The 19714-nt window shown below is 65.5% G+C and carries 19 protein-coding genes; 6 read left to right on the top strand and 13 right to left on the bottom strand.

The features are described from left to right. Window positions 1-12 precede the first annotated feature (12 nt). The 3 genes from glgC to N825_RS26475 form a co-directional block, all read right to left on the bottom strand. The gene (gene glgC, locus N825_RS26485; protein WP_281174383.1) at window positions 13-1269 is read right to left on the bottom strand and encodes a glucose-1-phosphate adenylyltransferase; all 1257 of its coding nucleotides are present in this window, start codon (window positions 1267-1269) and stop codon (window positions 13-15) included. A gap of 303 nt (window positions 1270-1572) precedes the next feature. After that, window positions 1573-1791 carry a hypothetical protein gene (locus N825_RS26480; RefSeq protein WP_037458694.1) on the bottom strand — a complete coding sequence of 73 codons (219 nt, stop codon included), beginning with the start codon at window positions 1789-1791 and terminating at the stop codon, window positions 1573-1575. Window positions 1792-1861: 70 nt separating this feature from the next. Then, entirely contained in the window at window positions 1862-2539 is a 678-nt protein-coding gene (locus tag N825_RS26475) for a LuxR C-terminal-related transcriptional regulator (protein ID WP_051513179.1), read from the bottom strand. An 858-nt stretch (window positions 2540-3397) separates the two neighbouring features. On the opposite strand from N825_RS26475, the gene N825_RS26470 reads away from it, so the two are divergent. Then, a complete protein-coding gene (locus N825_RS26470) occupies window positions 3398-4393 on the top strand; it encodes an extracellular catalytic domain type 1 short-chain-length polyhydroxyalkanoate depolymerase (RefSeq protein WP_084165086.1) in 996 nt (331 codons plus the stop codon). 326 nt (window positions 4394-4719) lie between these two features. After that, window positions 4720-4905, top strand: a complete 186-nt coding sequence (locus N825_RS26465) for a hypothetical protein (protein WP_037458692.1) — start codon at window positions 4720-4722, stop codon at window positions 4903-4905. Window positions 4906-4923: 18 nt separating this feature from the next. On the opposite strand, the gene N825_RS26460 is transcribed toward N825_RS26465, so the two are convergent. From N825_RS26460 to N825_RS26440, 5 genes are read right to left on the bottom strand one after another with little or no spacing between them, the layout of a single operon-like run. Next, window positions 4924-5991, bottom strand: coding sequence for an aromatic ring-hydroxylating dioxygenase subunit alpha (locus N825_RS26460; protein WP_037458690.1), 1068 nt, complete (start codon window positions 5989-5991; stop codon window positions 4924-4926). A 45-nt stretch (window positions 5992-6036) separates the two neighbouring features. Further along, window positions 6037-7395 (bottom strand): amidohydrolase family protein, encoded by a 1359-nt coding sequence (locus tag N825_RS26455; protein ID WP_037458689.1) that lies wholly within the window; start codon window positions 7393-7395, stop codon window positions 6037-6039. After that, a complete protein-coding gene (locus tag N825_RS26450) occupies window positions 7392-8192 on the bottom strand; it encodes an ABC transporter permease (protein WP_037458688.1) in 801 nt (266 codons plus the stop codon). Before N825_RS26450 ends, N825_RS26455 begins: the two co-directional genes overlap by 4 nt. Next, complete coding sequence (locus tag N825_RS26445) at window positions 8180-9061, bottom strand: ABC transporter ATP-binding protein (RefSeq protein WP_051513176.1); 882 nt, start codon at window positions 9059-9061, stop codon at window positions 8180-8182. The genes N825_RS26450 and N825_RS26445 overlap by 13 nt, the downstream gene beginning before the upstream one ends. A 5-nt stretch (window positions 9062-9066) precedes the next feature. Continuing rightward, window positions 9067-10074, bottom strand: a complete 1008-nt coding sequence (locus tag N825_RS26440; RefSeq protein ID WP_037458687.1) for an ABC transporter substrate-binding protein — start codon at window positions 10072-10074, stop codon at window positions 9067-9069. 176 nt (window positions 10075-10250) lie between these two features. Between N825_RS26440 and N825_RS26435 the strand changes: the two genes are divergently transcribed. From N825_RS26435 to N825_RS26425, 3 genes are all read left to right on the top strand, one after another. Beyond that, window positions 10251-11153 carry a LysR substrate-binding domain-containing protein gene (locus N825_RS26435; protein ID WP_198038909.1) on the top strand — a complete coding sequence of 301 codons (903 nt, stop codon included), beginning with the start codon at window positions 10251-10253 and terminating at the stop codon, window positions 11151-11153. A 228-nt stretch (window positions 11154-11381) separates the two neighbouring features. Next, window positions 11382-12317 (top strand): glycosyltransferase family 2 protein, encoded by a 936-nt coding sequence (locus tag N825_RS26430; RefSeq protein WP_051513172.1) that lies wholly within the window; start codon window positions 11382-11384, stop codon window positions 12315-12317. Between the two features lie 165 nt (window positions 12318-12482). Further along, the gene (locus N825_RS26425) at window positions 12483-13172 is read left to right on the top strand and encodes an Rpn family recombination-promoting nuclease/putative transposase (protein WP_037458686.1); all 690 of its coding nucleotides are present in this window, start codon (window positions 12483-12485) and stop codon (window positions 13170-13172) included. 113 nt (window positions 13173-13285) lie between these two features. On the opposite strand, the gene N825_RS26420 is transcribed toward N825_RS26425, so the two are convergent. From N825_RS26420 to N825_RS26405, 4 genes are read right to left on the bottom strand one after another with little or no spacing between them, the layout of a single operon-like run. After that, window positions 13286-13858: a class I SAM-dependent DNA methyltransferase gene (locus N825_RS26420; protein ID WP_037458685.1), complete on the bottom strand. Its 573-nt coding sequence runs from the start codon at window positions 13856-13858 to the stop codon at window positions 13286-13288. Continuing rightward, the gene (locus tag N825_RS26415) at window positions 13855-14559 is read right to left on the bottom strand and encodes a PIG-L deacetylase family protein (protein ID WP_037458684.1); all 705 of its coding nucleotides are present in this window, start codon (window positions 14557-14559) and stop codon (window positions 13855-13857) included. The genes N825_RS26420 and N825_RS26415 overlap by 4 nt, the downstream gene beginning before the upstream one ends. Beyond that, on the bottom strand, window positions 14556-15719 hold the full coding sequence (locus N825_RS26410; protein WP_157619551.1) for an acyl-CoA dehydrogenase family protein: 1164 nt from the start codon (window positions 15717-15719) through the stop codon (window positions 14556-14558). Before N825_RS26410 ends, N825_RS26415 begins: the two co-directional genes overlap by 4 nt. A gap of 49 nt (window positions 15720-15768) precedes the next feature. Beyond that, a complete protein-coding gene (locus N825_RS26405) occupies window positions 15769-16974 on the bottom strand; it encodes a Bcr/CflA family multidrug efflux MFS transporter (RefSeq protein ID WP_084165083.1) in 1206 nt (401 codons plus the stop codon). A 100-nt stretch (window positions 16975-17074) separates the two neighbouring features. On the opposite strand from N825_RS26405, the gene N825_RS26400 reads away from it, so the two are divergent. Beyond that, window positions 17075-17728 (top strand): trimeric intracellular cation channel family protein, encoded by a 654-nt coding sequence (locus N825_RS26400; protein WP_245613238.1) that lies wholly within the window; start codon window positions 17075-17077, stop codon window positions 17726-17728. Here N825_RS26400 and N825_RS26395 read toward each other — a convergent pair. Beyond that, window positions 17722-19665 carry a sigma-54-dependent Fis family transcriptional regulator gene (locus N825_RS26395; RefSeq protein WP_084165081.1) on the bottom strand — a complete coding sequence of 648 codons (1944 nt, stop codon included), beginning with the start codon at window positions 19663-19665 and terminating at the stop codon, window positions 17722-17724. The two genes, N825_RS26400 and N825_RS26395, sit on opposite strands and share 7 nt — an antisense overlap. Window positions 19666-19714 lie beyond the last annotated feature (49 nt).

Below are 19714 nucleotides of genomic sequence, written 5' to 3'. Positions count from 1 at the left end.
GCGCGGGTCGGGTCAAACCGTGACCTTGCCGAGCGGCACGGGCGAGCGGTGGCCGTCGATCACGACGATGCCGCTTTCCGTGACGTGGTAGTGCTTCCGGTCCTCCTCCAGATCGTAGCCGATCACGGCGTCGGCGGGTATGCGGGCGTTCTTCTCGATGATCGCGCGTCGCACCTTGGCGCGTCGGCCGATGTCCACGTTGTCGAAGATCACACTGTCCTCGACCAAGGCGCCGGAATGGACGCGCACCCAGCGGCCCAGGACCGAGCGCTTGACCGTGCCACCCGACACGATGCAACCGCCCGAGAGCATGCTGTCGATCGCCTGGCCCCGGCGATCCTCCTCGTCGAAGGCGAACTTGGCCGGCGGATCGGAATAGCCGGACGTGCGCAGCGGCCACTGGCGGTTATAGAGGTTGAGCGGGGGATCGATCGCCCTGACATCCATGCTGGCCTCGTAATAGGCGTCCAGCGTGCCGACGTCGCGCCAATAGGGAACGCGGTCCGGCGGGTCGCCGGCGATCCGGTTGGTCTGGAAGTCGTAGGCGAACATCTCGACCTTGCCGACCAGGTTCGGCAGGATGTCCTTGCCGAAGTCGTGGGAGCTGTCGGCGTCCTTGACGTCGTCGTAGATCATCTTGAGCAACAGGTCGGTCGAGAAGATGTAGTTGCCCATGGAGGCGAGCACCTTGGTCGGGTCGCCCGGCATCGTCGGGGCGTCCTCCCGCTTCTCCACGAAGCCGATGATGCGGCCTTCGTTGTCGACCTCGATCACGCCGAATTCCTTGGCGTATTTCTTGTCGACCGGGATCACCGCGACCGTGACGCCGGCGTTCTTCCGTGAGTGGAACTCGATCATCTGCCGGATGTCCATCCGGTAGATGTGATCGGCGCCGAACAGGACGACGAGGTCGGGCTTGGACTGTTCGATCAGGTTGCAGTTCTGGAACACCGCGTCGGCCGTGCCGCTGTACCAGGTTTCGCCGGGGGAGCGCATCTGGGCCGGCACCGGGATGATGAACTGCTCCTGGAGCAATCCACCGAATTGCCAGCCGTCGCGCAGGTGCTGAAGCAGGGATTGGCTGCGGAACTGGATCAGGACATAGATCGAGAAGATGCCGGAATTGATGAAATTGCTTAAGACAAAATCAACGATACGGTATTTGCCGCCGAAAGGAACCGCCGGCTTCGCCCGCTCTTTCGTGAGCGGAAACAACCGCGTTCCCTTACCGCCGGCGAGGATCAACCCCATGATCTTGAGTTGCATCAAGCTGTTCCTTCTCTTGGCGTCTGTTGGGCCTTGACGCTCTTTGATATGGCTTCCGCACTTCGGTATCAGAATAACAGCCGCCGCGTGAAAAGGTAGCTTTGTTGCACTGCGATGATGCTTTTGTCCAGAGGATTAATCCCTCCTCGTTTACTGCGATTCGTGAGCCGGAATTAAGAATAGCGTTGGGTGGAAACTTATCCGGGGCCGCGTGGGTCGGCGGCATCCTGAAACGACAACGGCCGGTCCGGCGCCTGAGGGCGCCGGACCGGCCGTTGTCGTGGATCGGGAACACCTTGGGACGGATCAGGTCCGCTTGCGGCGGTTGTCCCACTGGCAGCTGTCGGGATTGTCGGCGGGCAGACGGTTGAGGATCTGGTTGCAGATCGCCTCGGCGCTGCGGTCATAGACATTCCATTGCTGGGGAGTGAGGCGCTCCCGCAGCATCAGCATGCGGCCGACCAGATAGTGTTCGCTCAGGCCCAGTTTGACTGGGATGGTGTGAAGTCTGGATGGTTCTTCCATGGAAAGTCCCGCCTGCCGCCTTGTTGATATGTTGAACCAGTCAGTATTCCGCGAGCCGATCGGAGGAGCCTCAGGCGGAAACCGCGTGGAGGGTGCGAGTTGGCGTCGTCTGGCCGTCGGCCGTGAAGCCGTTGTTCATGGCCCAGATCGCCGCCTGGGTGCGGTTGTTGACGTCGATCTTGCGGAGCAGCGTCTTCAGGTGGACCTTGACGGTCGCCTCGGTGATCCCGAGTCGGATCGCGATCATCTTGTTGCTGGCGCCGGTCACCAGCGACTGCAGGATCTCCTGCTCGCGGGGAGACAGGCCGCGGATCGACTGCTGCGGCGAAGGGGTGTTCATGTCCAGGAGCATCGAGGCGAGGTTGGTCGGGAACACCTTCTCGCCGAGCATGATCAACTGCAGCGACTGGATCAGCGCCTCGGGCGAGACATTCTTGATCAGGAAGCCGTCGGCGCCACCTGCCATCGCCTCACGCAGCATGTCGACCGACAGGTCGTCGGCCAACACGACGATTCTCGCGGCGGGATGGGCGTCGCGCAGGCGCCGAAGGTCGGCGGCCTCCTTGATGGCCTGACCGGAGATCACCAGGGCAGGTTCCGCACCGTCCAAGGCGGCGTGTTCGGTCGCCAGATCGATGGTGTTGAACTCCGCACCGACCTCAAACCGGGTTCCGGCAAGAAGATGCTTCAGACCTTCGCGAAAGAGACGGTTGGATTCGATCAGGATGGTGCGGTTGCTGGTGGTCATGACTTTCGATTCCTAAAAATCGGTGTGGAGCTACTTGAAAAGGAGCGGCCAATTGTTAAGTCGTCGCCGGGCTGTGATCTTCTTGAGACCAATATTGGTCCAAAAAATGTCCAATATAAAGGGGAAATTAATAGAATTTTAGGGATAGATCGGCTTATGCTTGGGGTTGGGTTCAGCCAAACCTCATAGGCGGGGCGAGAATCACTTGCCATATGAGAGCCTACGCCGAGCCGAGCCGAGCCCAGCCAAGGCGTGGGTGGGTGGAGGTGGGGGCGGAAAGTGATTCGCTCCGCGATTCGGGCGGGGCCATGATCAGCCGTCGGAGGATGCCGCGCGCCGACCAAGGAGTGTGCGGATGATTGCGCTCCGGCTGTCCCGAAGCAGGCGGGAGTGGCAATGGGTTCCGGAACTGGCGATGGTCAGGCGCGGGATACGTGGGGTATGCGCGATTTTTGGCACATAGGCATGCAAATGGCGAAGGGCAGATCTGACGACCTGCCTTTCCCATTGATCAAAACCCATTTCCGGGTACTTTTTGCAGTGCAGCAGCGATGCTGCATACGCCTCTTTGGGCGTTTCCTCCCTAGACTTCGGGCCGCCTTTCGGGGCGGCCTTTTTTTTGCACAAAACACGGCGTTTGCCAACTGCTTAATGCTCCAACTTTCTTATATCCATTTTTTGTAACTATGCCCAATTTTTAGGCATTGATCATTGCCGCCTAAATGGGCTGCCATCCTGGGCAAGTTCTTTTTGCAAGTGCGAAGGAACTGTGGGTTTCCCGGTTCGTTGTTGTTGTGAATCGGGCGGCTTTCGAAAGACCGTACCGCGATAACATCCATCCATTCTGATAGGCGGACAATGGCCCAAGCGACAGGCAGGGCTTTGACGGTGCCCCGCGCCCCGATTTTCGGGCGCGCCACCGTTCCATGGCAGCCGGCACTACAGGAGGTCGAGGACTTCGGTTCCAATCCTGGAAACTTGAGGATGTACCGTCATGTCCCGCCGAGGCTGCCGCCCAAGGCGCCGCTGGTGGTGGCGCTGCATGGATGCGGACAGACGGCGGCCAGCTTCGATCACGGCGCCGGCTGGTCCACGTTGGCGAAACGGCTGGGCTTCGCGCTGCTGCTGCCGGAGCAGCGGCGCGCCAACAACTTCAACCGCTGCTTCGACTGGTTCTCGCCGGGCGACATGGAGCGCGACCATGGCGAGCCGGGTTCCATCCGGCAGATGGTCGACCGAATGGTGGGGGACCACGGACTCGACCCGGACAGGATCTATGTTACGGGTCTATCGGCCGGTGGCGCCATGACGTCCACCCTGTTGGCGATATATCCCGATGTGTTCGCCGGTGGAGCGATCATCGCCGGCATGCCTTACAAGGCCGCCTATGGCAAGTTCGACGCGTTGAACGCCATGGTCCACGGCCGGGTCAGGCCATCGATCGTCTGGGCGGGCCTGGTCCGCGCGGCGGCTCTCCGGCGGGGGCGGTCGCCGAAAGTGTCGATCTGGCACGGTGACGCCGATAGGACGGTCAGCCCGGTCAACGGTGCCGAATGCGTCAAGCAGTGGGTCGGTGTCCACCGGCTGGCGAGATCCCCCTCCGTCATCGACAGCGTCAGCGGGCACACGCGGAACGCTTGGGTCGACCGTGCGGGCGAAACCCTGGTCGAGGAGTATGTGGTCAAGGGCATGGCCCACGGTACGCCCGTGAAGGCGGGTGCCACCGTCGCGGCGCGCGGCTCCATGACTGCGCCCTACGCTTTCGACATGGGCATCGCCTGCGTCGAACACATCGCGTGGTTCTGGGGGTTGTCGAAAAAACGCCCCGGCCGATGGACGAAACCACGGCGGTGACCGCGGGACCGTCGGGTTCCAAAAAGTCTAAATATGGTGCGCTGCGGTAAGAATATGCGATATCGCGGCGGTAAGTCAGCAGCATTATTTCTTTAAGGTAAAACTAACCATTGATACACCTTTAACGGGAATGGTGTGGTCGATCAGTTTAGCTTGCCGCGTGAATGGAAGGATTTTCCTTCGTGTGCCATCACCTATCCGGGAAACGCAAGGCTGCCTCCCGGATCTGGTATACAAAATACTTCACACGGCATTTGACATGGGCGTGGTGGCGACGGCATATTTGCCGCACCGCACCATGGAAATCCCAAACAGGAATTGATCCGATGCTCAGCGAAGCCACCACCCAAGTCGTGACCTTGATCGCTCTGATCGCCATCGTCCACTTCGCCGTGACCGCGATCATCGCCCGCAAGCTGACCCAGGACGAACTGGCGCAGGATGCCGGCGCCGCCAAGGATCAGGGCTTCTCCGGCCAGCCCGCGAACGACCGCCTGCGCAAGGCGGCCTAATACCAACCGCGGCCCCTCTCAGAGGGCGGCGATGTTTGACGATTGGTTGGCGGACGGTGCGTCCGCCGGCGGGGAGTTGAAGATTTCCTCCTCGCCATGCTCGCGGAGCAGCGCCAGCAATCGTCGGCGCATGATCATACCGGGCTGATCCGACGCCATATGGGCCTCCGCCTTGCGGGACAGGTCGACGCAGGCGTCGGGGTCGGTCGACTCCAGGACCTCTTTGTCCTCCATCGTGATCTTGCCGTCCCAGTCGATCAGCGTCTGGGTGGCACAGTCCTTCTCGGTGTCATTGCGGTAGAGCAGCTGCACCAGCTGGATGTTGCCGTCGTCGATCGGTGTCGCGCAGTTGATGATGATGTGGCGGAGCCCGCTTGGGTACTCCATGTCCATCCGGCGCGAGAACGGCATGTACCAGTGATTGGCCATCTTGCGCGTCGTGACGGGTGAGGTGTCGCCCGTGACCCGGTGCGCCTCCGGCGGGTTCAGGACCTCGACGGTCGACGCGGCGTAGAAACCGTAGTCGGTCTCCACCAGCTCGTAGCGCTGGGGCCGCGGCTTGTCGATCTGGCCGAAGGTCGCCTTGTGGACGAACGAGAAGTGGGCGTTGTCGAAGGAGTTCTCCATCAGGCGCAGCGGCGACGTCCTCCACTGGTCGTAAAATTGGAAGATGCGCCGGAAGCTCGGATCGCCGTCCTCGGGGATGTCGAAGATCGGGGCGATCGGTTGGTCCAGGGCCACCCATGCGTAACCATAGCGCTCCTGGCAATGGTATGACGGGGTGGCGAACCGCGTCTTGAGATCGTCGTTGCCGGCCTGAGGGATGCGGACGACCTTGCCCTCGCGGTCATATGTCCAGCCGTGATAGCCGCAGACGATCCGGCCGGCGTCGCACCAGCCCTTCGACAGCTTGGCCGTGCGGTGGCAGCAACGGTCCTTGAGGGCGGCGGGCTTGCCCTCCGCGTCCAGGAACAGCACGATATCCTCGCCCATCAGCTTGAACGGCTTCGGGCCGTCATTCAGCCTGTGGACCGGCATCACGGCGTACCAGAACTTGCGGAGCGTCTTCTGTCGGGAAGTCAGCATGGGATGATCCTGTTCGGAACGTAAGGGGGGCGCAGGGTGCGAGGCTCAGGCGGCTAGGCGGGTGACGACGCGCGCGGCGTGGGCGGAGAGGGCCGCCAGATCGAGGCCGGGGATGGCGCCGTTCTCGACCACCGGCTTGCCGCCGACCAGCACATGGCGTGCGGTCGCGACGCCGCTGACGACGGGACCGATCAGCGGATCGTGAAGGCCGGCGTGGCGCGGCTGGGACAGGTCGAAGACGGCGATGTCGGCCGCCTTGCCCACCTCCAGCGTCCCGATGGCGGGCAGGCCCAGCACCGTGGCGCCGCCGGCGGTCGCCCAGCGGACGACATCCTCGACCCGGACGGCGTCGGCGCCCTTGGCGGCGCGGTGGACCTGCCAGGCGGTGTGCATCTCGCTCAGCATGTCGCAGGACTCGTTTGAGGCGGCGCCGTCCACCGCCAGCGACACCCGGCCGCCCATCCGGTCGAACAGATCGGCGGGCGCCACGCCGGAGCCGAGACGGCAATTGCTTTGCGGGCAATGGGCCATGCCAGTGCCGGTTTCCGCCAGGACGCGCATCTCGCCCTCGTCCATGTGGACGAGGTGGGCGAACCAGACGTCGGGGCCGGTCCAGCCGTGGTCGGCGACCCAGTGGACCGGGCGCTTGCCGTGGACCTCCAGGCAGAAATCGACGTAGTGGCGGGTCTCCGACAGGTGGCTGTGGAGCGGGACGCCCATGGAGCGGGCAGCCTCCGCGATCACGTCCAACTCGTCGGGGGCGACCGACCAGGGCGGCGTGGTCGGCGCGAAGGCGATTCGGCGCAGGGCGTCGGGCGCCGGGTCGTGGTGACGCGACGCCAGGTCCTGGACGCGGCGGATCATGGCGTCCAGCGATTCGGTCGGCATCGGCTGGGTGCCAGGGATGTCGAAGCTCCGCGCGCGGGTTGCGCCGCCGCGCGCCAGCACCAGCCGGACGCCCATCCGCTCCGCCATCTCGAAGATCACGCTCGCTGGGTCGAACCGGTAATCCTCGGCGAACAGGTAGTGGTGGTCGGCGACCGTGGTGGTGCCGGACAGCAGCAGTTCGGCGAAGCCGATGGTGGCGCCGACGCTCAGCGCCTCCTCGTCCAGCAGGTGCCAGTGGCTGTAGGGAACCGTCCGCAGCCAGCCCTCCAGCGACAGGTCGATGCCCGCCTTGACGCCCTTCAGCACGCTTTGGAACAGGTGATGGTGGGTCGAGACCAACCCCGGATAGATGACGCAGCCAGTGGCGTCGAGCACCCGGTCGCCAGGCTTGGGCGCGACGGCGCCGATCTCCGCGATCCGGCCGTGATGGATGCGGATGGCGCCCGAGGTCCGTTCGGCGGGGCCGGTCAGTCCCGTCAGGATGCCATGGGCGCCCGTGATGACGATGTCGTTCATTGCTCCACCTTGAGGGCGCTTTCGTGCCAATGGCCCAGCAGCAGGTTGGATAGGCCGGCCATGGCCAGGAACAGGATCACGCCGGTGGCGGTGATCAGGAAAAGGGCGGCGAACATGCGCGGGATGTCGAGTTGGAAGCTCGATTGCAGGATCTCGTAGGCGAGGCCGGCACTGCGCCCGCCGGTTCCGGCGACGAACTCGGCCACGACCGCCCCGATCAGCGCCAAGCCGCTGGAGATCCGGAGGCCGGCTAGGAAGAAGGGCAGCGCGCTGGGGATGCGCAGCCGGACGAGCGTCTGGAGCCGGCCGGCCTTGTTCATGCGGAAATAGTTGGCGAGGCTGGGGTCGACGCTCTTCAGCCCAATCGTCGTGTTGGAGATGATCGGGAAGATGGCGATGACGGCGGCGCAGATCGTCAGGGCCGCGGTGGTGTCCTTGACCAGGATGATGATCAGGGGAGCCACGGCGGCGATCGGCGTCACCTGGAGGATCACCGCGTAGGGCAGCAGGCTGAACTCGATGATCCTGCTCTGCGTGAACAGGAACGCCAGCGCCGTTCCGGCGATCACCGCGATGGCGAAGGCCATGAAAGTGACCTTGAGCGTGCTCCACAAGGCCCCGAGTAGGCCGGGCAGGTCGCTGGCGAGCTTGGCGGCGATGTCGGTCGGCGTCGGGAACAGGTAGGCCGGGACCTCGTAGGTTTGGCAGGCCAGTTGCCAGACCGCGAGCACCAGGGCGCCGACCAGCAGCGGGGCGGCGACCCGGACGAACCATTCGTTCCGGATCAGCGGGCGCATGGCGTCTTGGCTCCTTTTCCCTGGCTGGCGATCGAGGCGTCGGTCAGGGCGGCGGACAATTCGCGGCACAGGTCGGCGAAGCGGGAGCTGGTGCGGAAATCGTCGCCGCGCGGCATCGGCTCGTCGATCACCACCTCGCGGAAGACCCGGCCGGGGTTGGCCGCCATCACGACGATGCGGGTGGACAGGAACACAGCCTCGTAGATCGAGTGGGTGACGAAGATCGTCGTCAGCTTCCGCTCCCACGACAGCGCCACGAGGTCGTCGTCCAGCTTGTTGCGGGTGAACTCGTCCAGCGCGCCGAATGGCTCGTCCATCAGCAGCAGGTTGGGTTCCGTCACCAAGGCGCGGGCGATCGACACCCGCATCCTCATTCCGCCGGAAAGCTGGCGCGGAAAGCTCCGGGCGGCGTGACCGAGGCCGACCTGCTCCAGCGCCGCGGCGACGCGGGGGGTGGCCTGGGGTTTGGGCACGCGTTCGAGGTCCAGCGGCAGGCGAACGTTGGTCGCGACCCTGGCCCAGGGCATCAGCGTCGGGTCCTGGAAGACGAAGGCGAGGCGGCGACCGTCCTGGCCGACCTTGCGGAAGTCGCCACGCCACCAGTTGATCCTGCCGTCGGTCGGCTCGTACAGGTTGGCGATCAGCTTGAGCAGGGTGCTCTTGCCGCAGCCGGACGGGCCGATCAGGGTCAGGAACTCACCGGCGCGGACGGTCAGGTCGATCGGGGCCAGCGCCCGCGTGCCATTGGCGAACGACTTCTCGGCGGACAGCACCTCGACCACTGGGGGCTGGAGGTGTGGCTCGGGCCCAGGCGGCGGCTTGGCGGCCGCCGCCTGGACCAAGGCGGCGCGTTGGGATGCGGGGCCCATGACCGTCAGTCCAGGGTGACTTGAAGATCCCTCACGAAGTCGGTCGTGAAGGCGCGTTTCCAGTCCGTTTCCTTGTTGAGCAGGCCGGCTGAGACCAGAAAATCATAGGTCTGTTTCCAGCGCGCCTCGGTCATGGTGCCGATCCCGCCGGCCGCGGCGTCGCCGCCATTGACCGCCTTGTGCGTCCTCAGCCAATCCACCGCGAAGGCCATGCGCTCGTCGGTCATCTTGGAGTTGTCGCGCTTGATCAACTCGTTGGCGGGAGCCGGATTGGCGAGATAGCTCTTCCAGCCCTCCATCGTCGCCTTGACGAAGCGGCGCATCACGTCGGGCTTCTGGTCGAGCATGCCGCGGGTGGTGACGATGGTGGTGCCGTAGGGCGGATATCCGGCGTCCGCCAGCAGGAGGAACTTGACGTCCTTGCCCTGCTGTCTCGCCTCGAACGGTTCCGACGACGGATAGGCCTGGACGGCGGCCTTGGGATCGACCAGGAACGGCTGGAGGTTGAAGGTATAGGGAGCGGCCTGCTGGTCCTCGAACCCGTACTTGGCGCGCAGCCACGGCCAGAAGGTGTTGCGCGACGCGGTCGCGATCAGGATCTTGCGGCCCTTGAGGTCCTCCAGCGAGCCTATGTCCGGGTGGGTCATCAAGCCTTGCAGGTCGTATTGGAACGAGGCCGCGACGGTGACGACGGGCAGCTTGTTCTCGACCGCCTTCAGCGTCTGGATGTCGTATCCCATGATCGCGTCGGCCTCTCCCGCCACCAGCAATTGCATGCCGTTGACCTGGGGGCCGCCCATCTTGATCGTCACGTCGAGGCCGACCTTCTCGTAGGCGCCGGTCGCCAGCGCCTGGTAGAAGCCGCCATGTTCGGCTTGCGCGAACCAGCTGGTCAGGAACACCAGCTTGTCGGCGGCCAGCGCAGCGGTCGCTCCGGCGGTGGAGACGGCGAGCGATAGGGCCGCCACGGCGACGCCACCGATCAGGCGGCGCCGAGCCTGCTTGAATGCCATGATGTCTCGTCCTGTTCGCTGGGGCGCTGTTGGCCCGGGATCCGGCGGTCCATGATCCGGTGGATGGGTGAACCGTCTTGTCTATCGAACCAACTACAACGCGGATCGCGATGCTGGAAAAGCATCAAAAAACCACTACACTGATGCCTGAAAGGCAGCGCAGGGAACCCGACGCCATGCTGCATTCCCGGATGCTGGTCTATCTGGACGAGGTCGCGAGGGCTGGGTCGATCAGGAAGGCGGCGGAGAAGCTCAACGTCGCCTCGTCATCGATCAACCGGCAGATCCTGGCGCTGGAGGCGGAGCTGGGCGCTCCGATCTTCGAGCGCATGCACAAGCACATGAGGCTGACGGCCACCGGCGAGCTTCTGATCGCCCATGTCCGCGACACGCTGCGGGACCATCGCCAGCTGCGTGAGCGGATCGTGGACATGAAGGGCTGGCGGCGCGGGCTGGTGCGGATCGCGACCATGGCTGGCCTCGCCAACACCCTTCTGCCCGATGTCGTGATCTGGATGCGAGAGCGCCATCCCTTCGTCAAGCTGGTGATCAGCGCGCTGTCGGTCAATCAGGTGACCAACGCGGTGATCACCGGCGAGGCCGATCTCGGTTTCGCCTTCAACCTGCCGGACGATCCCAAGCTGCGGGTGGTGGCGTCGGCCCGGATCCCGATCGGCGCGGTGATGGCGCCCGATCACCCGCTGGCGAACCGCGAGACCATTCGTCTCGGCGACTGCCTGGGCTATCCGCTGATCGTGCCGGATCGCGGCATGACGATCGGCAGGCTGGTGGCGGATGGGTTCGAACGGGCCGGCGTCACGATCGACATGGCGATCGAGAGCAATTCGCTGGAATTGCTGAAGCAGACGGCATCACGCAGTCAGGCCGTGACGTTCCTCAACGAGATCGACGTGGCGGTGGAGCGCCGCCGTGGGGAGTTGGTCTTCCTGCCGCTGCTGGACGAGCACATGGGGCCCCACATGTTCATGCTGGTCCACCGGACCAAGGGAAGGTTGGACGCGGCGCAAAGTTTGGTGATGGAAGAACTGCGCAAGATTATCCGCGAAACACCTGGGTAAGTTATTTGTTCCTAGGCAATTGCGGTGGAAACACGATGGAGTATCCGAAAGATAACAGTTGTCTTCCCGTTGAAATTAGCTCAACGCGCACAATCATGATTGTGGTTTCAATCGCGGACGCTTCGCGCCTCCGTCAACGCCTCGGGCTTGATGTCGTCCACCATCCCACTCATACTCTCCATCTTTCGCGGCTTGTCGCTCGACCGACCTCCTCCCCGGCGGTTGCGGATGAGCGTCGCCATCCCCGCCCATGACGAGGAGGAGAGGCTGCGGGATTGCCTCGACGGTTTCACGCGTCAGGTGGACGGGCATGGCCGGCCGCTTGATCCGGCGTGCTTCGAGGTCATCCTGCTGCTGAACAACTGTTCGGATGGCTCGGCCATCGTCGCGCACCGTCACGCGGCCCGGCACCCGCGATTAGGGCTTCATATCGTCGACCTCGTGCTGGCTCCCCAACATGCCCATGTCGGGTGGGCGCGGCGGCTGGCGATGGACGAGGCGCTGAACCGCTTCCGCTTGCTGGGCCGTGCGGGCGGTGTCATCGCGACGACCGACGCGGATACCATTGTGGCGCCCGACTGGGTCGCGCGGACGCTGGCGGAGATCGACGCTGGCGCCGATGCCGTGGGGGGAAAGCTGATGCTGCCTCCGGTCAACCTGTTGGATGGCGATCCCCAGTTGAAGCGCGCGACATTGCTTCATCGCCGGTACGAGCGGTTGACCGATCGGATGGCCAGCCTGCTCGATCCCGATCCCGCCGATCCTTGGCCCCGCCATGGTGATCATGGGGGAGCCAGTCTGGCGGCCACGGCGCGGGCCTATCTGCGGGCAGGGGGTCTGCCTCCCTTGCCGACGGGTGAGGATCAGGCGTTCCACAGGGCTCTGCGGCGAAGCGGCGCCCGGTTTCGCCACAGTCCCCGCGTGCGGGTGTTCACCTCCGATCGCCAGGATGGGCGCGCCGCCGGAGGGATGGCGGCGACGCTGGCGGGCTGGCGGACCAGCCTGGCGAACGGCAACGATATCCTGGTCGAGTGCCCCGACGCGATCGCGCGGCGCATCGGTGGCGGCGGGCCCTTGGTGGGGAGGGGAGAGGCCGCGCGGGTATCGCTCGAGGACGCCGTTCCAGCGATGGCGCGTCGGGTCATGGAGCTTCAAGCGGAATGACTCAGCGCGCGACTTGACGCATTGCGCGGCGTGTGGGAACGGGGTCTTGTGCCCCGTCACACGACGGTATGCGGACGGTCACGAGCGCGATGAGCCAGCAGCACGATCTCTTGTTCCGCGCCCTGGTCGAGGACGCCGCCCGCGCCGGCATCCTGATCCGCGACTATGGTGGACTTATGGGAATACTTCGTCGGCGACGACCTGTCGAAGATGCGGAAGCTGCCGCCGATCGTCCCGCTGGTCTTCTACCACGGAAAGGCCGCCTGGAAGGTCCCGACCTCGATCATCGACGGCTTCGACGCCGACGAGAACCTGCGGGAGTTCCTGCGCGACTTCCGCTACATCACCTGCAACATCATCCCCATACCGGACGATCAGCTGTCCTCCGACCCCGAGGTGAGGGCGGCGCTGCTGCCGCTGAAATACGTCCACCGCCATCCCGATCCGGAGAAACTCCTGGAGGCGGTGCTGAGCGGCTTGCGCGGGGATTCACCACTCGCCGCGAAGGTGCTGTATTATATCCTCGACAAGTACCCGGCGGTCACCATCGACATGATGAAGGCGGTGAACGAACGGGCCAGACCGCATCGGGAGCATGACATGGTATCACTCGCCGCACAGGAATGGCTGAGGCAAGGGCGGACGGAAGGTAGGCGGGAGGGAAACATCGAAGGACGCGGCGAGGGTAAGCGCGAACTTTTCCGCGTCCTGCTGGAGGCTCGCTTCGGCGCCTTGCCGCCCGAAGTGAAGGGCCAATTGTCCCGATTATCCGCCGACAAGTTGGATTTATTGACCCGCCGGGCCGCCACCGCGGAGTTGATTGAGGCAGTATTCGTGGATGACTTTCGGCATTGAGGGTCAATTAAATCAAGTAGTTATGTTTTCGTAGGTCGGATAAAGCGAAGCGGCATCCGACTTCGACGCGCCTGCTTGTCGGATGCCGCTTCGCTTTATCCGACCTACGAATATTAGCCCGTCCGCTTCAGCACCGACAACCTGTAGTCACCACCGTATTCATCGGCTTGGACGCTGAAACCTTCGCGGCGTAGCAGGAAATCGTGGGTTTCGTCGCCGGTCAGGGGATAGTCGGTTTCCCGGATGTAGTGGACGAGCACCAGCTCGCCGCCGGGGTTCAGGAGCGCGCGGCAGGTGTCGGCGGCCAGTTCTAGGTCAGGCATCGACAGGTAATAGCCCACCTCCGACATCACGATCAGGTCGAATGTTCCGCTGGGGGACTCGTTGGGAATGGCCATTCGGGCGAAGCTGACCTGGGGTAGGTCGGCGTTGCGCGCGGTGGCCTGTTCGAGGGCGAGCGGCGACACGTCGACCGCCAGCAAAGCGTCGCAGCGGGTGGCGAGTTGGCGTGTCAGGACGCCGATCGAGCAGCCGATCTCGAAGGCGCGGCCATAGCGGGGGCGTGTCAGGGCGTCGAGGGTCGCTTGGTACTTGGCGGCCTCGTAGTCGCTGGTGGCGAAGCGCCAGGGATCGGGGTCGCGGCGGTAGATGTCGTCGAAATAGCTGCCGGGCAGGGAGGGCTTCATGGGACCGCCTCGAGATAGGTTTCCACCGGCTGTTCGAACCGCTTGAGCATGACGGGGTCCAGGCGGAAGCCAGTCGGATCGTCGGAGATCATGTCGGTGATCTGTGAACGGTGACAGCCGATCGCCTTGAGCTTGGCGTCGAGCACCGACGCGATGTCGAGGCCAAACGCACGGAAGCCTTCCGGGACCGAGGTGTGGGCCGCGTCGTTCCAGATCACGTATTCGAGCAGCCTGATCCGGCGGCTGGTTTGCCGGGTGATCTGGTGGATGGCGGCGCTGGCGATCGCGAAGGCGGCTTGATGGTCGCAATGGGGATCGTCGCGGAACGAGACCGCGACCGTGTCGATGCCGTCGAGGAGTTCGGCGATGCGGGCGGTGGCCGCCTCGAAGCCCTCGGCTCCAGGATGGGGGACCTGGGTGTCCCGCAGGCGCAGGAAAACCGGCGCCTCGGTCAGGCCCAGCGCCACCAGGGCGTCGATGGTCTCGGCCTCGCGCACCGCCCTCAGCCGGTCCGGCGGGAACGAGGGGGAGTTGGGGTGGGATCCGGTGCCATCGCTGATCATGATCACCAGGGGAGGGTTGCCGATGACGGCCAGCCGGGCGATCAGGCCACCGCAGCCCAGGCTCTCGTCGTCGGGGTGGGGGGCCACGACCGCGACCCGGCCAAGCCTTTCCAGGGGTTCCAGGGACGCGTCCGTCACGCGCCCGCACCGCTGGAGCGCTGGCCCCGAGTGGCGAGGACGTGCTTGCCGACCGCGGCCAGCGTCGCGTCGGGTGCCGGCTGGCGCAGGTAGGTGGTGAGGTCGCCCCCCCGCCGTTCCAGTGGATGCGGCTTGAGCAGGCCGGCGACGCCGATGCCGCGCACGGCGTCCTCCAGGACGTCCAGGCAAATCCGCTCGATCGCGGTGCGCGTCATGTTGGCGACATGGACGGCTTCCGCCGCGGCGTCGGGCGCCGGATCGCCGTGGCCGAACACGGCGTCGGCCGCCTCCGCCGCCCGGGCCAGCCACGCCCGCCCGCTTTCGACCGCGACCGCCATGGTGCCGACGCGCGCCACCTGATAGGGATCGCCATCGCGGCCCCTGGAGGTCAGATGCTCGACCACCTCGTCAAGCAGGGCCTCGGCGCCCCCGAGATGCACGGCGGCGAAGCGAACCGCGCCGCCGGAAAACCAGGGCTGGAGATGGTAGTCGCCCGGCTGGCCGATCAAGTCGGCGGGCTCGATCGTCATGTCGTCGATCCGGATGGCGCCGCTGCTCGACGCCACCATGCCGAGCGGTTTCCACGCCGTCAGGTCGAAGCCCATCGGCAGTTCCTCGGCGCGGATCAGGCACATCCGGGGCTGCTGACCCGCGGCCGACACCGTGATCAGCGGCCGGGTGATGTCGCCGGCGCCCGAGCAGAACGTCTTCTCGCCGTCGAGCACGGGTCGGCCGTCGCGGTCGGACAAATCGACGCCGCGACCGCCCTGCGTGTTCCAGACCGCGAACATGTGCCCGGCCGCGGCGTCATGGGCGGCGGCGGTCCATTGCTCCGGCGTGCCGAAATGGTGGATCAGCTGGAGCGCGTTGCAATGGCCCTCGTAGAGCCGCCCAACCGCGAGGTCGATCCGGCCGGCCGCGCGCAGGGTGTCCAGCAGTTCCCGCATCGTTCCGGGAACCAGCCCCAACCCGCAACCGCCCTGGTCCACCGGAAGCGGAGCGGTCAGCAGCCCGGATCGCTCCAGCGCCTCGATGGCGTCCAGGGGAAAACCGTCCTCGGGAACGGGGCCGGGCACGGCGGCGGCGAACCGCGCGACGCGCTCCGGCGCCATGGGGGGAAAAGCTTGGGTCGGCGCCGGAGCGGGTGTCTGAATGTTCATGCCAGCCTAACGCTTGGCTGGTGCGAAAGCTCCATTCGAACCGGTCACGTCACGTCCGCCGGGTCGGCAGCGCCAATGCCGACAGCGCGCAGCAGATGCCCATCCCGCCGATCACCAGCGCCATGGGCGCGGGCGTGCCGTCGGACAGCCAGCCGACCAGCGCGCTCGCCAGGGCCCCCAGGGCGAACTGCACGGTTCCGGCCAGACCGGACGCGGCACCGGCCATTCCGGGGATGACCGACATGGAGCCCGCCATGGAGTTGGCGCCGACCAAGCCCATCATCGACAGGTAGAGGAATAGGGGCACCACGATGCCGAGCAGGCCGAAGCTTCCGGTTCCACCCAGGACCGCCAAAGCCACGCCGAACACGGCGCAGCCGATCGAGCCGTACAGCAGCGCGCGGTCCGATCCGATCAGCGTGACGAGCCTGCGGTTGACGATGTTGAAGGCCATCATGCCGATGACGTTCATGCCGAACAGGAAGCCATAGATCTGCGGCGAGATGCCGAAGTATTCGATGTAGACGAATGGAGTCGCCGCGATATAGGTGAACATGCCGCCCGTGAAGAACGCGCCGGCCAGCGTGTAGGCCATGTAGGAGCGATTGCCGAGCAGCCTCAGATAGCCCATCACCATGGCGCCGATCCCGACGCGTCGGCGCTGGGCGCTGGGCAGGCTTTCCGGGATGGAGAACAGCGCCAGCAGCACCACGAGCCCGAAGGCGGCCAAACCCCAGAAGATCGCCCGCCAGTCCAGCAGCACCAGGATCTGTCCCCCGATCAGCGGGGCCACCATTGGTGCTATCCCCATGATCAGCATCATCAGGGACAGCATGCGGGCGGCTTGGTCCTGCGGGAACAGGTCGCGCACCATGGCGCGGGCCAGGACGGGAGCGGCGCAGGCGCCGAAAGCCTGGACGAACCGCCACAGCACCAGATGGTCCGCGTCGTTGGTGAGGGCGCAGCCGAACGACGCGGCGATGTAGATGACGATGCCGATCACGATCGGACTACGCCGGCCGAACCGGTCGCCGAGCGGTCCCCAGACCAGCTGACCCGAGCCGAACCCCAGGAAGAAGCTGGCCAGCGAGAGTTGGACGGTCGCGGGGGTCGCGTTCAGCCCCCGGCCAATCTCGGGAAGCGCCGGCAGGTACATGTCGATCGCGAGCGGCGCGAAGGCCATCAGGGAACTGAGGACGATGGCCAGCCAATGGGGATTGACGGGCCGGACCCGTCCTTCTGACAACGAGGTCATTGAATCTTCTGCTTGGCGGAAATAGTTGGCGTAGCTTCTCACCAAAGGATGCCCGTGTATAGAAGGTATGCTTTGTAACCATCGGCATGGGAGATGTGCGTTGAGCCAATGGTGGGGCCAATGGCTGGAGTTGCGCGGTATTTACTGGCTGGACCTGTGCGGGGTCGCCGTGTTCGCCGCCAGCGGTGCCCTGACGGCATCGCGGAAGCAGATGGATATCGTCGGGTTTTGCCTGATCGCGACCGTCACCGGGATCGGCGGCGGCACCATTCGGGACCTGCTGCTGGGACAGGGTGCGGTCTATTGGATCGCGTCGCCGGAATACGTGCTGATCTGCATCGCCGCCGGGGTGCTGCTGTTCTTCACGGCTCCCTTCCTTGAATCACGCTACAAGGCGCTGCTGTGGGCCGACGCCGCCGGGCTGGCGCTGTTCTGCGTGACGGGCGCGGAGAAGGCGCTGGACGCCGGGGCGCCGCTGCCGGTCGCCGTGATCATGGGGGTCATGACGGCGACCTTCGGCGGCATCATCCGCGACGTGTTGTGCGCCGAGGTGCCGCTGGTGCTTCGGAAGGAGATCTACGCCACGGCCGCGGCGGCGGGAGCCCTGGTGGATGTCATGCTGGCGCTGACGGGTGCCGGGCTGATCTGGGCGCAGGTCGCGGGGTTCCTGACCGCTTTCGGGATCCGGGCGGTCGGCATCGCGTTCGGCGTCTCGCTGCCGGTCTACAAGGCGCGGGCCGGCCGCGACTATTGATACCGCTCCAGCCCGTAGTGCTCCATCTTGCGGTACAGCGTCGTCCGGGAGATGCCGAGCGCCTTGGCGGCGGTCGTCAAGTTGCCGGTATGGGCGGCGATGGTGGTCTCGATCGCTTGGCGTTCCAGCGTCTCGAGCTTGTTGCCCGCGGCGGGTTCGGCCGGGGCCGGGGGAGCTATGTCGGGCGGCAGGTCGGCGACGGTGATGGTGTCCTCGTCGCTCATCAACAGCAGGCTCTCGACCACGTTTCGGAGTTCGCGCACGTTGCCGGGCCAGGAATGGTGGCGCAGCGCGTCCAGCACGGCGGGCTCGAACCTCTTGGGTGGGAGATCGTGGCGGCGGGATAGGAGTTGGTTGAAGTGCGGCACCAGCAGATCGGTGTCGCCTTCCCGATCGCGGAGCGGCGGGATGCGGACGGTCGTGACGCTGATCCGGTAGAACAGATCCTGCCGGAAGCGGCCCGCCGCGACCTCGTCGCGCAGGTTCCGGTTGGTCATGGCGATCAGCCGAACGTTGACGCGCCGGGGCTCGCTGTCGCCGACACGGTAGACGATGCCCTCCTCCAGCACGCGGAGCAGGTAGGGCTGGAGGTCGAGCGGCAACTCGCCGATCTCGTCCAGACATAGTGTTCCGCCATCCGCCAGTTCGAAGCGGCCAAGGCGGCCCTCCGACGCGGCGCCGGTGAAGGCGCCGCGGACATAGCCGAACAACTCGCTGGCGACCAACTCCTTGGAGACGGCGCCGCAGTTGAACGCGATGAACGGGTCCGATGGCGATACCGCACTCTCGCCATGGATGGCGCGGGCGAACAACTCCTTGCCGGTGCCGGTCTCACCTTCGATCAGGACGGGTGCCCGCCGTCCCGCCAGCCGCCGGGCGCGATCCACGGCGACGCGAACCGCTGGGCTGGCTCCGACGATGGCGGCGAAGCTGTCGCGCCCCGGGTCACCTTCGTGACGCGCCGCCGGTACCTTGGCGGAGGAACGGCGTGGCTTGGCCGGGATCACCAGCAGGGCGCCCAGGTTCTCACCGTCCACGTCCAGCGGCTTCATCCACTCCGCCGGCCAACCGGTGGTGTCCAGGCTGGTGATCCGCGATTCCTTGTCGAGCACCAGCCGGGTCGGGCCGGAGCCGTGCTCCAGCAGGGTTCGGGCGCGGTCGCTGACGTGCAGCACGCGGCCCTTGCGGTCGACCGCGATGATGCCGTCCTCGACCCAGGTCGGCAGCTTGGCGACGCAGGCTTCCAGCAGCTTGACGCGTTCCTGGCGCGCCTGGTCGGCCATCGCCCATTCGACCTGCCGCGCCGCCACCACGGCGAGTGCCAGATTGTGCCGCTGGAAGGTCTGGCGCGGACCGGAGATGTCGAGCAGGCCGATCAGCGAGCCGTCGATCGGGTCGCGGATCGGGGCGGCGGCGCAGGTCCACGACTTGACCCCGGCGCAGAAATGCTCCGACGCGTGGACCAGGACCGGCTGCCGGGTGATCAGCGCGGTGCCGATGCCGTTGGTGCCCGCCGCCGATTCCTGCCAGTTTCCGCCCGGTTCCAGATGGATCTCCCGGCCGGCCTCCAGCGTGGCGCGGTCGCCGACGGTCGTCAGCACGACGCCGGACGGATCGGTGACCAGCATGATCGAGCCGGTTCCGATGAACAGGTCGATCGCCTCCGCCAGGGTGCCGGCGGCGGCGGTCAGAAGATCGCGGTTGCGGATGCGGAGATGGTGCAGTCCGTCGTCCCGGACGGCGAGCGGCGCGCTGCACCCATGGGCGTCGACCCCGCTCTCCAGGCTGCGGCGCCAGGAATTGACCACCACGTTGCGGACTGGCGGCTGGTCGTCCACTCCGGCGAGGAAATCCTCCCATGCCCGCATGATCGACGCTTCATCGGCATGGATCGCGCTTCGGGGCGACTGTTTCGCTCCGATTCCTGTCTTGGGCATGTATTCACACTCCCTCGCCCGGATCTTTTTTTGTGCTCGAACGGCGCGA

It is taken from the genome of Skermanella stibiiresistens SB22, assembly GCF_000576635.1.
Lineage (GTDB): Bacteria > Pseudomonadota > Alphaproteobacteria > Azospirillales > Azospirillaceae > Skermanella > Skermanella stibiiresistens.
Note: the sequence above shows the minus strand (reverse complement) of the source record. Positions and strands in the feature narration are given on the sequence as shown.